The 13,169-nt window shown below is 68.4% G+C and carries 15 protein-coding genes; 3 read left to right on the forward strand and 12 right to left on the reverse strand.

Annotated elements, in window-relative coordinates:
* Positions 1-19: 19 nt before the first annotated feature.
* From rdgB to clpS, 11 genes are all read right to left on the reverse strand, one after another.
* The gene (gene rdgB, locus EH231_RS12150) at positions 20-625 is read right to left on the reverse strand and encodes an RdgB/HAM1 family non-canonical purine NTP pyrophosphatase (protein WP_090434936.1); all 606 of its coding nucleotides are present in this window, start codon (positions 623-625) and stop codon (positions 20-22) included.
* Positions 626-1,405, reverse strand: a complete 780-nt coding sequence (rph, locus tag EH231_RS12155; protein ID WP_003880216.1) for a ribonuclease PH — start codon at positions 1,403-1,405, stop codon at positions 626-628.
* Between the two features lie 17 nt (positions 1,406-1,422).
* Positions 1,423-2,190 (reverse strand): cyclic nucleotide-degrading phosphodiesterase, encoded by a 768-nt coding sequence (locus EH231_RS12160; protein ID WP_044524100.1) that lies wholly within the window; start codon positions 2,188-2,190, stop codon positions 1,423-1,425.
* 64 nt (positions 2,191-2,254) lie between these two features.
* On the reverse strand, positions 2,255-3,079 hold the full coding sequence (gene murI, locus EH231_RS12165) for a glutamate racemase (RefSeq protein WP_090434933.1): 825 nt from the start codon (positions 3,077-3,079) through the stop codon (positions 2,255-2,257).
* 4 nt (positions 3,080-3,083) lie between these two features.
* The gene (locus EH231_RS12170; RefSeq protein WP_090434930.1) at positions 3,084-3,758 is read right to left on the reverse strand and encodes a rhomboid family intramembrane serine protease; all 675 of its coding nucleotides are present in this window, start codon (positions 3,756-3,758) and stop codon (positions 3,084-3,086) included.
* Between the two features lie 10 nt (positions 3,759-3,768).
* Complete coding sequence (locus EH231_RS12175; protein WP_090434928.1) at positions 3,769-4,740, reverse strand: cysteine synthase; 972 nt, start codon at positions 4,738-4,740, stop codon at positions 3,769-3,771.
* A gap of 6 nt (positions 4,741-4,746) precedes the next feature.
* Positions 4,747-5,022, reverse strand: coding sequence for a MoaD/ThiS family protein (locus EH231_RS12180; protein WP_075923712.1), 276 nt, complete (start codon positions 5,020-5,022; stop codon positions 4,747-4,749).
* A gap of 30 nt (positions 5,023-5,052) precedes the next feature.
* The gene (locus EH231_RS12185; RefSeq protein ID WP_090434925.1) at positions 5,053-5,466 is read right to left on the reverse strand and encodes a M67 family metallopeptidase; all 414 of its coding nucleotides are present in this window, start codon (positions 5,464-5,466) and stop codon (positions 5,053-5,055) included.
* Between the two features lie 12 nt (positions 5,467-5,478).
* A complete protein-coding gene (locus EH231_RS12190) occupies positions 5,479-6,498 on the reverse strand; it encodes a P1 family peptidase (RefSeq protein WP_090434922.1) in 1,020 nt (339 codons plus the stop codon).
* A 5-nt stretch (positions 6,499-6,503) separates the two neighbouring features.
* Positions 6,504-7,082, reverse strand: a complete 579-nt coding sequence (gene aosR, locus EH231_RS12195) for an oxidative stress transcriptional regulator AosR (RefSeq protein WP_090434919.1) — start codon at positions 7,080-7,082, stop codon at positions 6,504-6,506.
* A 6-nt stretch (positions 7,083-7,088) separates the two neighbouring features.
* Complete coding sequence (gene clpS / locus EH231_RS12200) at positions 7,089-7,403, reverse strand: ATP-dependent Clp protease adapter ClpS (RefSeq protein WP_090434916.1); 315 nt, start codon at positions 7,401-7,403, stop codon at positions 7,089-7,091.
* Positions 7,404-7,468: 65 nt separating this feature from the next.
* Here clpS and EH231_RS12205 point away from each other — a divergent pair, with 65 nt between their 5' ends.
* The 3 genes from EH231_RS12205 (at position 7,469) to EH231_RS12215 (ending at position 12,402) form a co-directional block, all read left to right on the forward strand.
* A complete protein-coding gene (locus tag EH231_RS12205; protein ID WP_124712489.1) occupies positions 7,469-8,779 on the forward strand; it encodes a nicotinate phosphoribosyltransferase in 1,311 nt (436 codons plus the stop codon).
* Positions 8,776-10,872: an ATP-dependent DNA helicase gene (locus tag EH231_RS12210; protein WP_124712490.1), complete on the forward strand. Its 2,097-nt coding sequence runs from the start codon at positions 8,776-8,778 to the stop codon at positions 10,870-10,872. Before EH231_RS12205 ends, EH231_RS12210 begins: the two co-directional genes overlap by 4 nt.
* 87 nt (positions 10,873-10,959) lie before the next feature.
* Positions 10,960-12,402 carry a neutral zinc metallopeptidase gene (locus EH231_RS12215; RefSeq protein ID WP_124712491.1) on the forward strand — a complete coding sequence of 481 codons (1,443 nt, stop codon included), beginning with the start codon at positions 10,960-10,962 and terminating at the stop codon, positions 12,400-12,402.
* A gap of 3 nt (positions 12,403-12,405) precedes the next feature.
* Here EH231_RS12215 and EH231_RS12220 read toward each other — a convergent pair whose 3' ends face one another.
* Positions 12,406-13,131 carry an MspA family porin gene (locus EH231_RS12220; protein ID WP_090434904.1) on the reverse strand — a complete coding sequence of 242 codons (726 nt, stop codon included), beginning with the start codon at positions 13,129-13,131 and terminating at the stop codon, positions 12,406-12,408.
* Between the last annotated feature and the right edge of the window lie 38 nt (positions 13,132-13,169).

Here is a 13,169-nt window from a genome sequence, read left to right on the forward strand (position 1 = left end):
CGGACAGTCAGCGGGCCCGCTAGGACCCGGCCAACTCCCGCAGCGCTGGCACCAACAACGCCAGCGCCCGGCCGCGATGCGACGCCGCGTCCTTCTCGGCGGGTGACAGCTCGGCGGCGGTCGAAGTGGACCCCTCGGGCAGGAACACCGGGTCGTAACCGAACCCGCCGTCGCCGCGGGGTTCGCGGGTGACCGTGCCCGGCCACTCCCCGCGCACCACCGTGGAACCGGACGCAGACACCAACGCACACGCAGACACGAACGCCGCGCCGCGCCGTTCGTCGGGCACATCCGCCAGCTGCCCGAGCAGCAACGCGGTGTTCGCGCTGTCGTCCCCGTGGCGCCCGGCCCACCGCGCCGAGAGCACCCCGGGCATCCCGTTCAGGGCGTCCACTGAGATCCCGGAATCATCTGCCACACAAGCCAATCCTGTGGCGCGAAAGCCATCCGAAGCCTTGGCCAGTGCGTTCTCCTCGAACGTCGCACCGGTTTCGGGCGCCTCGTCGTACGCAGCCACGTCGGCCAGGGACACCAGGTCCAGCCCGGTGATCCCGGCGGCATCCAGCACCCGGCGCAGCTCGGCCAGCTTCTTGGCGTTACGGCTGGCTACAAGGAGGGACGGCACTCAGCTTCCAAACGCTTTCTTGGGCGCGGGCCCTTCCGGCAGCACGCCCGGGTACGGCAGTTCGAGTGCCTCGCGCTGGATCACGAACAACTGCTCGCAGGCACCGAGCGCGGCGTCGAGCATCTTGTCCAGCGTGGACCGCGGGAAGGTCGCGCCCTCACCGGTGCCCTGGATCTCCACGAGGGTGCCGGTGTCGGTGGCGACCACGTTCATGTCCACCTCGGCGCGGGAATCCTCGACGTAAGGCAGGTCGACGCGGACGCGCCCGTCGACCACACCCACCGACACGGCCGCGATCGCACACGACAGCGGGCGCGGATCGGAAAGCCGCCCGGCCGCAGCCAGATACGTCACCGCATCGGAGAGTGCGACGTAGGCACCGGTGATGGCCGCGGTGCGGGTACCGCCGTCCGCCTGCAGCACGTCGCAATCGATCGCGATGGTGTTCTCCCCCAGCGCGCCGAGATCGATGCACGCGCGCAGCGAGCGTCCGACCAGTCGGCTGATCTCCTGGGTGCGGCCGCCGACGCGGCCCTTGACCGATTCGCGGTCCGAGCGGTCGTGAGTGGCGGCCGGCAGCATGGCATATTCGGCGGTCAGCCAGCCCTGTCCGGAACCCTTACGCCAGCGCGGCACGCCTTCGGTGACCGAGGCGGTGCACATGACGCGGGTCTGGCCGAACTCCACCAGTACCGAGCCTGCGGGATGCGATGTGAAACCGCGGGTGATGGTTACCGGGCGCAGCTCGTCGTCAAGACGACCGTCTTCTCGCTTGGACACCCGCCAACCCTAGCGGGTCAGCGCCGGGTGACGTCGAAGGTCTCGCCGCACACCACGGCGTGAACCGGGCCGTCGAACTCGGCCTTGGCTTCGCTGATCACGTCCTCGCGTGAGGTCCACGGCGGAATGTGGGTCAGCAGCAGTTCACCGACGCCGGCTTCGGCGGCCGCGCGCCCCGCCTCGGTGCCTGACAGGTGCAGGTGGGGCGGACGTGAGGGGTCGTGCGTCCACGACGCCTCGCACAGGAAGACGTCGGCGCCACGGGCGAGGTCGACGAGCGCGTCGCAGTATCCGGTGTCACCGCTGTAGACCAGCGTCGCCCCGGACGGATCGGTGAAGCGCATGCCGTAGGACTCGGTGGGGTGACACACCAGTCGCGGCGTGATGTTGAGCGTGCCCATCTGCACCGGGGAGCCGTCCTCCCAGTGCCGCACCTCGAAGATGTCGGTGAAGTCGTCGATCTCGCCGCCTTCGGGCGACGACGCCGCACCCAGCCGGGCCCAGGTGTTGGCCGGCCCGTACATCAGGCCGCGTTCGGTGGCCGGGATCGGGTGATACCGGCGCCAGACGAACAAGCCGGGCAGATCGAGGCAGTGATCGGCATGCAGATGCGACAGCAACACGTTGACCGAATTCGGATCGGCGTAGCGCTGCAACGCACCCAAGACGCCACCGCCGAAGTCGACGACCATCGGAATCGTGTCTGGTGCGGTGACGAGATAGCCGGAGGCCGCCGAATCCGGGCCGACAACGCTGCCGGAACATCCCAGGATGGTCAATCGCACAGTGTCTAGCTTGCCATGCCCGATGTGCGCGTTGCCAAGACATCGCCGGTTTGGGCGACGGAGATCATTTTCCGACGCCCGCGTGACGCCGGACCTGCCGCGCCCCGTCCAGCCCCGGTCCCAGGAAGCGGGTGGCGAGCGTGGTGAACGCCTCCGGATCGCCGGTCGCCTCGAACACCCGTTGTGCCGGGCCGGATTCGTGGGGTTTCAGCAAATCGAGTTCGGTGAGCACCCGGAGCAGGTCCTTGGCCGTCTCCTCTGCCGAGGACACCAGCGTGACGTTGTCGCCCATGGCCAACTGGATCAGACCGGACAGCATCGGATAGTGCGTGCAGCCCAACACCAGGGTGTCCACCTCGGCGCGCTGCAGTGGCTCCAGGTATCCCTCGGCCAGACCAAGCACCTGGCGGCCGCTGGTGACCCCGCGCTCGACGAAGTCGACGAACCTTGGACAAGCAACCCCGAACACGTCGGTGTCACGGGCGGCCGCGAACGCGTCCTGATAGGCGCCGGAGGCGATGGTGGCGGCGGTACCGATCACGCCGATGCGTCCGTTGCGGGTGGCGGCCACCGCGCGCCGCACCGCGGGCAGGATCACCTCGACCACCGGCACCGGCGAGTAGCGCTCACGTGCGTCGCGCAGGCAGGCCGACGACGCGGTGTTGCACGCGATCACCAGAGCCTTGACGCCGCGGGCCACCAGGTCGTCGCCGATGGCCAACGAGTGCGCCCGGATCTCGGGGATGGTCAGCGGCCCGTAGGGACCGTTGCCGGTGTCCCCGACGTAGATGATGTCCTCGTCGGGCAGCTGGTCGATGATCGCGCGGGCCACGGTCAGTCCGCCGACGCCGGAGTCGAAGATGCCGACGGGGGCCAGGGGGTCGTTCATATGGTCACGCGCTCAGCCGTGGCTGGGCGGAATTCTTCTTCGCTTCCCGCGACTTGCGTTCCGGTCCGGACAAGAGGTACGCCGCCACCACACCGGCAAGGGCCCCACTCAGGTGGCCCTGCCAGGAAACCCCCGCATTGCCGGGCAGTACCCCGAACAGGACGCCGCCGTAGACGAACAGGACGACGACGCCGATCACGATCTCCCACACATTGCGGGTGAAGAACCCGAACACGATCAGGAACGCCAGCCAGCCGAAGATCAAGCCGGACGCGCCGATGTGAGTGCTCGTGCACTGCACGGTCACGTAGGGGCAGTGCAGACCGATGTTTCCGATCAGCCACGTGCCGAAGCCGCCGAGTATCCAGATGATGGCGGTCGCGGCGATGAACCGCCCCATCCCGGCCAGCGTCATGAGAAAGCCGAGCACCAGGGCGGGCACGGTGTTGGCGATCAGGTGCGGCCAGCCGCCGTGCAGCAGGGGCGCCCACAGGATGCCCCACAGTCCGTCGGTCTGCAGGGGCCGGATGCCGTCCTGGTCGAGCCGGTGGCCCATGGCGGTGTCGACGATCTCGATCACGTACAGCAGCGCGACGAAGCTGACGATCGTGACGCCGCCGACGATCCATGCCGGGCGTTTCTTCGGTGCGCTGGACGCGGGTAGACCCGGGTTCGTCATGCCTGCCCGCTCACGCCCATAGCTGCCCTTCCAACGCATCTTCTGCGTCATCAAGGCTACCGGCGTAGGCACCGGTGGACAGATACTTCCAGCCGGCGTCGGCGACCACGAACGCGATGTCGGCGCGCTCGCCGGCCTTGATCGCCTTGGCGCCCATGCCCAGTGCGGCGTGCAGGACCGCGCCGGTGGAGATGCCGGCGAAGATGCCTTCGCGAGTCACCAGATCGCGGGTGCGTTTGACCGCGTCGTAGGAACCCACCGAGAACCGGGTGGTCAGTACGTCGGGGTCGTACAACTCGGGGATGAACCCCTCGTCGATGTTGCGCAGCGCGTACACGCCCTCGCCGTAGCGCGGTTCGGCGGCCACGATCTGCACACCCGGTACCTGCTCGCGCAGGAAGCGGCCGGTGCCCATCAAGGTTCCGGTGGTACCGAGCCCGGCGACGAAGTGAGTGATCTCGGGCAGGTCGGCAAGCAGCTCCGGGCCGGTGCCGTAGTAATGCGCGTCGCTGTTGGCCGGGTTGCCGTACTGGTACAGCATCACCCACGAAGGGTTCTCCGCCGCAAGCTCTTTCGCGGTGGCCACGGCGGTGTTGGAACCGCCCTCGGCCGCGCTGAAGATGATCCGCGCGCCGTAGAGCTCGAGGAGCTGACGCCGCTCGATGGAGGTGTTCTCGGGCATCACGCAGATCATGTTGTAGCCCTTGAGCATCGCGGCCATGGCCAGCGAGATGCCGGTGTTGCCGCTGGTGGGCTCCAAGATCGTGGCGCCCGGGCTCAGCAGGCCGTCACGTTCGGCCTGCTCGATCATGCGCAGCGCGGGCCGGTCCTTGATCGAGCCGGTCGGGTTGCGGTCCTCGAGCTTGGCCCACAGCCGCACATGCGGCCCGTCCGGACCGTCTTCCCACCGAGGCGACAGGTGTTGCAGCCCGACCAACGGGGTGTTGCCGAGGGCCTGCAGCAGCGAGTCGTATCTGGTCATGGACCGTCAGGCTCCGCCCGCCACGGCGGGCAGAATCGTCACCGAGTCGCCGTCGGCGATGGTGGTGTCCAGACCGCCGGAGAACCGCACATCCTCGTCGTTGACGTAGATGTTGACGAAGCGGTGCAGCTTGCCGTTGTCGACCAACCGGTCCGAGATGCCCGAGTAGTTGGCCTCGAGGTCGGCGATCACCGCCTGCAAGGTGTCGCCGGAGGCGCTGACGCGCTTCTGCCCGTCGGTGTGCGGACGCAGGATGGTCGGGATCGAGACGGTGACTGCCATGGAAACTCCTTAGGTGTACTGCTCGGCTGCTCAGTATTCATCGACAACTGTGACAGGTTCCTCGGTGACGACCCCGTCGACGATGCGGTAACTGCGCAGCTCGTGCTCTTGCGGGTCGCGCGTGGAGACCAGCACGTAGTGCGCATCGGGCTCTTGTGCCAGCGAGATGTCGGTGCGGCTCGGGTAGGCCTCGGTCGCGGTGTGCGAGTGGTAGATGACGACGGGCACCTCGTCGGCCTCGTCCATCGAGCGCCACACCTTGAACTGCTCCATCGAGTCGAAGCGGTAGAAGGTCGGGGAACGCTCGGCGTTTACCATCTCGATGAACCGCTCGGGCCGATCAGAGCCCTCCGGTCCGGCGATCACCCCGCACGCCTCGTCAGGATGGTCGGCGCGGGCATGCGCAACCATGGCCTCGACGAGATCCCGGCGGATCACCAGCACGTCACAACTCCTTCATTCGAACGCTCCCGGCAACATGTCACGGTAGGTCGGTATTCCGGCCACCGGCTCGGCGGCCAGCAGCCCGACCAGCACGGCGCGGGCGAGCACCTCCGCCGCGGCCGCCCCGACCCGGGTGACCAGTGCCGTCTCCGGCGACATCGCCACCGGTGTGTTTTCGTCTGGCTCGACGGTCACCGCGCCGGTCGCCAGCGCAAACACCGTATCGCCATCCAGCGGGGTGTGACACGGCGAGATGGTCCGGGCCAGTCCGTCGTGCGCGGCGACGGCCACCCGACGGCACCCGGCAGGGCTGAGCTCGGCGTCGGTGGCGACCACCGCGATGGTGGTGTTCAACGGAGCCAGCTCGGTGTGTCGATCGCCGTAGGCGGCGAGCTGATCGGCGGGCGGGGCGATCAGCCCGAACTCCTCGATCAGCGCCGCCATCCAGGGCAGACCGGTGGCCGGATCCACCACGTCACCGGCGGCGTTGAGCACGACCAGGGCACCCACGGTCACCCCGCAGTCCAAGGTCACCGAAGCGGTGCCGACACCCCCCTTGAGGACTCCGGCCCGCGCACCGACACCGCCGCCGACGGTCCCGAGCGCGAACTCCGTTGAGGCCGCCGCCGCGGCCGCGTAGCCGAACTCCGCCGTCGGCCGGTTGGCCCAGCCGCCCACGGGCAGATCGAAGATCACCGCGGCAGGCACGATCGGCACCACCCCGCCGTCCATCGCCACGCCGCGGCCCTGCTCCTCCAGCCAGGTCATCACCCCGTCGGCGGCGGCCAGACCGTAGGCACTGCCACCCGTCAGCACCACGGCGTCGACGTGGCGCACGGTGTTGATCGGGTCGAGCAGGTCCGTCTCGCGGGTACCCGGGGCGCCGCCGCGTCCGTCGACGGCGCCGACGGTCCCCGGCGGGGCCAGCACCACCGTCGATCCCGACGCCCACCCCGAGCCCAACGTCGCGTCGGGGTCGATGCGGTGGTGGTGGCCGACCAGGATGCCGCCGACGTCGGTGATCGAACCCATCGGACTTATCTCCCCATCAGGCTGAGGACGAGGTACTCCTGCAGCACGGTCAGCCACTGGTAGACGTCGACGTGCCCGGCCATCGGATGCTCGGCGGGCAACTGCTCGGGACCCTGCGCGCCGATGTCGAGCATGGTGCCCAGCGCCAGACGGATGTCGTTGACCGCGGCGGCCCACGCCTCGGCGTCGTCCTCGGTCAATTCGAACTTGCCGCCACCATCGGGAATGGTGTCCAACAAACGTTGGGCCGCTTCGCGTTTGGCATCGATGATGGCAGGTTCGTGAAGTCCGCGCAGCGCGCTGTTGAGGCTCTCTGCAGTGCCCGAACCGGCGGGATGCTCAGTCAGCGGCCGATAGAAATCCGGGAGCAGACGCTTCATGGTGGCGTCCTCGGGCGCCTGCGGATTGCCGGTCTTCATGCCGGTGATCATCTCGAGTTCGTCTGTGGGCCCGGACGATCCGCGCTCCTCGAGCATCCCGAGCATCGATGTTCCCAGGCTCGCCAGCAATGCGGCCTCGTGGGCCTCCAACGCCGAGCGCAACCGCAGACCGTCGGCGGTCTCGACCCTTTTCCATTTGCGCACAGTCGATCAGCGGTCCTGTTGCATGGTGGCCCACAGCCCGGCGGCGTGCAGTTTGGACACGTCGGTCTCCATCGACTCGCGGCTGCCTGCCGACACCACGGCCTTGCCCTCGTTGTGCACCTGCAGCATGAGTTTGGTGGCGTGCGGCTCGCTGTATCCGAACAATTTCTGGAACACGTAGGTGACGTAGTTCATCAGGTTGACCGGATCGTCCCAGACGATGGTCACCCACGGGCTTTCGGTGGCTGTATCTTCCCGTGGCGCCGCCTCGACGCTGCGCTCCTCGCGGGTCCCCGGTCGGGCCTTCGCCGGTGTAACCATGGGCCCACAATACCGGCAGGGGTGCCGCGATATTGAAACAGCTGCGAACAGCTACGGTTGCTGGTGTGACCGTCGCGTTGCTCACCGACAAGTACGAGCTGACGATGCTCGCGGCCGCGCTGCGCGATGGCACGGCGCACCGCCGCACCACATTCGAAGTCTTTGCCCGCCGGCTGCCCGAAGGCCGGCGCTACGGCGTGGTCGCCGGCACCGGACGGTTGGTGGAAGCGTTGGCAGAGTTCACGTTCACCTCCCACGAACTCAGCGCACTCTCGGAGTTTCTGGACACGACGACACTCGATTTCCTATCGGCCTACCGGTTCAGCGGTGACATCGACGGCTACACCGAGGGCGAGCTCTACTTCCCAGGTTCCCCGGTGCTCTCGGTACACGGGACCTTCGCCGAGTGCGTGGTGCTGGAGACCCTCGTGCTCTCAATCCTCAACCACGACACGGCGATCGCGTCGGCAGCGGCCCGGATGGCCAGCGCGGCCCACGGCCGGCCGATGATCGAGATGGGCTCGCGGCGCACCCATGAGCTGGCCGCCGTGGCCGCCGCCCGCGCGGCCTACCTGGCCGGCTTCACCGGATCGTCGAATCTGGCTGCCCAGCAGCGTTACGGGGTACCCGCACTGGGCACCGCGGCGCACGCCTACACGCTGCTGCACACCACGCAATCTGGACCGGACGAGCAGGCCGCGTTCCGCGGCCAGGTGGCGGCCCTCGGCGTCGGCACCACCCTGCTGGTGGACACCTATGACATCACCGCGGGCGTGGCCAACGCGATCGCGGCGGCCGGCCCACAGTTGGGCGCGGTGCGCATCGACTCGGGCGATCTGGGTGTGCTGGCCCGCCAGGTGCGCCAGCAGCTAGACGACCTCGGTGCCACGAACACGAAGATCGTGGTCTCCGGAGACCTGGACGAGTTCGCCATCGCAGCACTTCGCGCCGAGCCCGTCGACAGCTACGGGGTCGGCACCTCGGTGGTCACCGGCTCCGGCGCGCCGACCGCGGGCATGGTCTACAAGCTGGTCGAGGTCGACGGGATGCCGGTGGCCAAGCGCAGCAGCCGCAAGGAGTCCCACGGTGGCCGCAAGCAGGCCGCTCGGCTCGCCAAGGCCTCGGGCACGGTCGTCGAGGAAGTGGTCTACCCGTACGGTCAGGAGCCGCTGGAGACATCGGGACTCGTCGCCCGCCCGCTCACCGTCCCGCTGGTGGCCGGTGGAGTCCCTGTCGCAGGACACCACCCCGCCACCGACCTGGCCGCCGCACGTGAGCGGGTCGCCGCAGGGCTGCACAGCCTGCCATGGGACGGGCTCAAACTGTCCCGCGGCGAGCCGGCCATCCCCACCCGCGTTGTGCCGATCCAGTCATGACGACCAAATCGAAGCCATCCCGCGAGGTGGCCAACGTGGTGACCAATCTCCTCAAGATCGCCGTCAAGGGGCTCGGCGGCGCCAGCCGTTCGGGCCAGGTGGAGATGGCCGAGGCGGTCGCCAACGCCTTCGAGTCCGGTGAGCACCTGGCCGTGCAGGCCGGCACCGGCACCGGCAAATCGCTGGCGTACCTGGTGCCGTCGATCGCGCGCGCCCTGCAGACCGAGCAGCCGGTGGTGGTCTCGACCGCCACGATCGCGCTGCAACGTCAGCTCGTGGACCGCGATCTGCCCCGGCTGGTGAACTCGCTGGCCGACGCGCTGCCCCGCAAGCCCACGTTCGCGTTGCTGAAGGGCCGGGGAAACTACCTGTGCCTCAACAAGATTCACAATGGAGCGGCCGACGAGCCGGCCGACCGTCCCCAGGACGAGTTGTTCTCGCCGATGGCGATCAGCGCCATGGGCCGCGATGTGCAGCGGCTGACGGAGTGGTCCTCGGACACCGAGACCGGTGACCGCGACGAGCTGACTCCCGGTGTGCCGGACCGGTCCTGGTCTCAGGTCAGCGTGTCGGCACGTGAGTGCATCGGGGTGTCGCGCTGCCAGTTCGGTACCGACTGCTTCGCCGAGCGGGCCCGGGAGAAGGCCGGTGCCGCCGACGTCGTCGTCACCAATCACGCGCTGCTGGCCATCGACGCACTCTCCGATTTCTCGGTGCTGCCCGAGTACGAACTGCTCGTGGTCGACGAGGCCCATGAACTGGCCGACCGGGTGACCGCGGTGGCCACCGCCGAACTCTCGGCGACATCCATGGCGGTGGCACACCGCAGGATGGCGCGATTGGTGGATGACGAACTGGCGCAGCGCTTCGAGGCCGCCGTCGCGACGTTGTCCTCGATGCTGCACGAACTCGACGCCGGTCGCATCGACGTGCTCGACGAGGAACTGGGTACCTACCTGACCGCATTGCGCGACGCGGCCAATGCGGCGCGCACAGCGATCGACACCACCCCCAGCGACCCCCAGGCCGCCTCGGCGCGCACCGAGGTCGTCACCGCACTGAACGACGTCAGCGACACCGCCACCCGGATCCTCACCTCGTTCGTGCCGCCCATCCCCGATCGCGTCGACGTGGTCTGGGTGGAGCAGTCCGAGGGATCGAACGCCGGAAACACAGGGGCTCCTCGACCCGGGCGGTCCCTGCTGCGGGTGGCCCCGATGTCGGTCTCGGGCCTGTTGCGCACCAGACTGTTCGCCAACACCACCGCGGTGCTGACCTCGGCGACCCTCACCCTCGGCGGGAACTTCGACGCGATGGCGCGCAACTGGGGGCTGGGCGGCTTCGCCGACGCCGGCGGGCCGGCCAAACCGGGTGACGCCGGCGGGCCGGCCAAACCGGGTGGGGCCGGCGCGCCCGCCAAACCGAGATGGCGCGGTATCGATGTGGGGTCACCCTTCGACCACGCCAAATCGGCAATCCTCTACGTGGCCAAGCATTTACCACCGCCCGGGCGGGACGGCACCGATACCCGGACACTGGACGAGATCGAGGGCCTGATCACCGCGGCCGGTGGCCGCACCCTGGGATTGTTCTCGTCGATGCGCGCGGCCAAGGCCGCCGCCGAGGTCATGCGAGGACGGCTGTCCACCCCGGTGCTCTGCCAGGGTGAAGACACCACTTCGGCTTTGGTGCAACAGTTTTCCGATGATCCCGAGACCTCATTGTTCGGCACCCTGTCACTGTGGCAGGGCGTGGACGTCCCGGGGCCGTCGCTGTCGTTGGTCCTGATCGACCGGATTCCGTTCCCACGCCCGGACGATCCGTTGCTGACCGCGCGGCAGCGGGCGATCAGCGCGCACGGCGGCAACGGCTTCATGGCGATCGCCGCCAACCACGCCGCACTGTTGCTGGCCCAGGGCACTGGCCGGCTGCTGCGTCACACCGACGACCGCGGGGTTATCGCGGTGCTGGACTCGCGACTGGCGACCGCCCGCTACGGCGGCTACCTGCGTTCGTCGCTGCCGCCGTTCTGGTCCACCACCGACCCTGACCGGGTGCGACAGTCGCTGAAGCGGCTTCGGGGCGCGGGCTGATATCGCACCCTGTGCGCGCTGAGTTAACTAGTGTGTGCGGCATACCCGCGGACAGCTGGCCGCCAGAGTGCACCGGAAGGCATCCATATGAGCCGACGCGCCCTGTTCGGCATCGCGTTCGCGGTGTGCACGGCGTTGCCGCTGGTCTCCTGTTCAGCCCTGGTGGGTGGCACGGCGGTGTCGGTGTTCAGCGATCCCTTCTCGGTCGCCGGCATGCCCGCGACGGACGGTTCCAGCGGACTGCGTCCCGATGCCGAGAAGCCCTCGCGCAAGGTCAACAACACCGACGGGGGCAAGATCGACAACCTCGCCGCCAGTGCCGTCAGTGACCTCGAAGAGTTCTGGTCGAGCGCCTATTCAGAGGCGTTCGACGGTGAGTTCCAACCGGTGCGCGCGCTGATCTCCTGGGACGCCGAGAGTTTCGACGGCGGGTTCTGCGGCATGGAGACCTACGGACTGGTCAACGCCGCATTCTGCAAACCGGATCGGACCATCGGTTGGGACCGCGGCGTGCTGATGCCCGGCCTGCGCCGGCAGAACGGCGACATGGGAGCCGTCATGGTGCTCGCCCACGAGTACGGCCATGCGATCCAGCAGCAGGCCGGACTGATCAACCGCAAGACACCCACCTTGGTCGCCGAACAGCAGGCCGACTGCCTGGCCGGCACCTACATGCGATGGGTGGCCCAGGGCGATTCCCAGCGGTTCGCGCTCAGCACCGCGGACGGGCTGAACAAGCTGCTCGCCGCCGTCATCGCGTTCCGGGATCCGCTGCTCACCGAGGCTGAGGCCCAGGTCGGGATCGACGAGCACGGCTCGGCGTTCGAACGGATCTCGGCCTTCCAGTTCGGGTTCACCGACGGCCCCGCGGCCTGTGCCGCCATCGACCTCAAGGAGATCAACCAGCGGCGCGGTGACCTTCCCGTCCTGCTCCCCGAGGACCAGAGCGGCGACCTGGACATCACCGAACACTGGGTGCGCTCGATGATCGACGCGCTCAACACCATCTTCAAACCCGGCGATCCCCCGCAGCTCGACTTCCGGCCCGACGCCGCAGTGGACTGTCCGAGCGCGCGGCCCAGCCCGCCGGCCTCCTATTGCCCTGACACCAACACCATCGTGGTCGACCTGGCCGAACTGCAAGCGCTCGCAGCACCATCCGACGAGGTCGACGTCGGCGACCTGGCCGGCGGTGACAACACCGCCTTCTCCGTGCTGATCTCCCGCTACACGCTGGCCCTGCAGCACGCCCGCGGCCTGGTGCTCGACAACGCCGAGGCAGCGCTGCGCACCGCCTGCCTGACCGGGGTGGCCACAGCCAAGATGATCAAACCGGTGAACCTGCCCAATGGTGACACCATCCTGCTGACCGCAGGCGATGTCGACGAGGCGGTATCGGGCATCCTCACCAACGGGCTGGCGGCCAGCGACGTGAACGGCGAGTCAGTGCCGTCGGGCTTCGCCCGAATCGATGCCTTCCGGGTCGGCATCCTCGGTGACGAGGAACGCTGCCTCAAGCGGTTCGCTTAGGGGTTAAACAACCTTCGTGGTGCCGTACCAGGCCAGCACCGCCTCGGACTCGTCGGTGGACCGGGTCAGCACGGCATAGGACCGGATGAACGACTGCCCCACACAGCCGTCGATCTTCACCCGGAAGTTGCTGATCATCACCCACGGCGCGGTGCCCTTGAACTCCTTCTTGGCCACCGGGATGAGGTTGATGATGCCGGGTTTGAGGCCGATCGTGATACCGCCGCCGATGTTCGCGCCGACCCCCGGCAGGATGCCCTCCGGCCAGGGAGAGACCACGTCGGTGCCGAGAAGCCCGATGGACGAGTTGAGTCCGGCGGTGCCGGTCAAGGAGACGCCGTTGGAGGTACTCATGTCGATGCCGCAGCCGATCTGATAGCCCGCCTCCAGGGTGCCGCGCGGGTCACCGCCGTCGGGACCGGACATCGCTCCGCGGTACGTGCCGCCGACCACATATTCGCGCGAGGATATCGCGGTCGTCAGAGGCGCCACCACGGCCTGCGTCTCGTCACTGGCCGACACCGTCAGATTCCAGCCATCGGGAGTCTTGAGGTTTGCCGGCGGGGTCGATTCGACGAGGTCGGCGGCGCCCGGCTCGCCCGGTGCGGGCACCACGTCGGCGACGACCTCGACATCGGGAGCGACGACGGGATCGGCCCACGCCGGTGCCACCGACGCCGCGCAGGCCAGGGACACCGCAGCGAGCAGTCCGAAGGAGCGAATCAACACAGGCGGCCTCCCGTTACCGTTCCGCGCGGGAACGTATC

The organism is Mycolicibacterium nivoides (assembly GCF_003855255.1).
Taxonomy (GTDB): Bacteria; Actinomycetota; Actinomycetes; order Mycobacteriales; family Mycobacteriaceae; genus Mycobacterium; species Mycobacterium nivoides.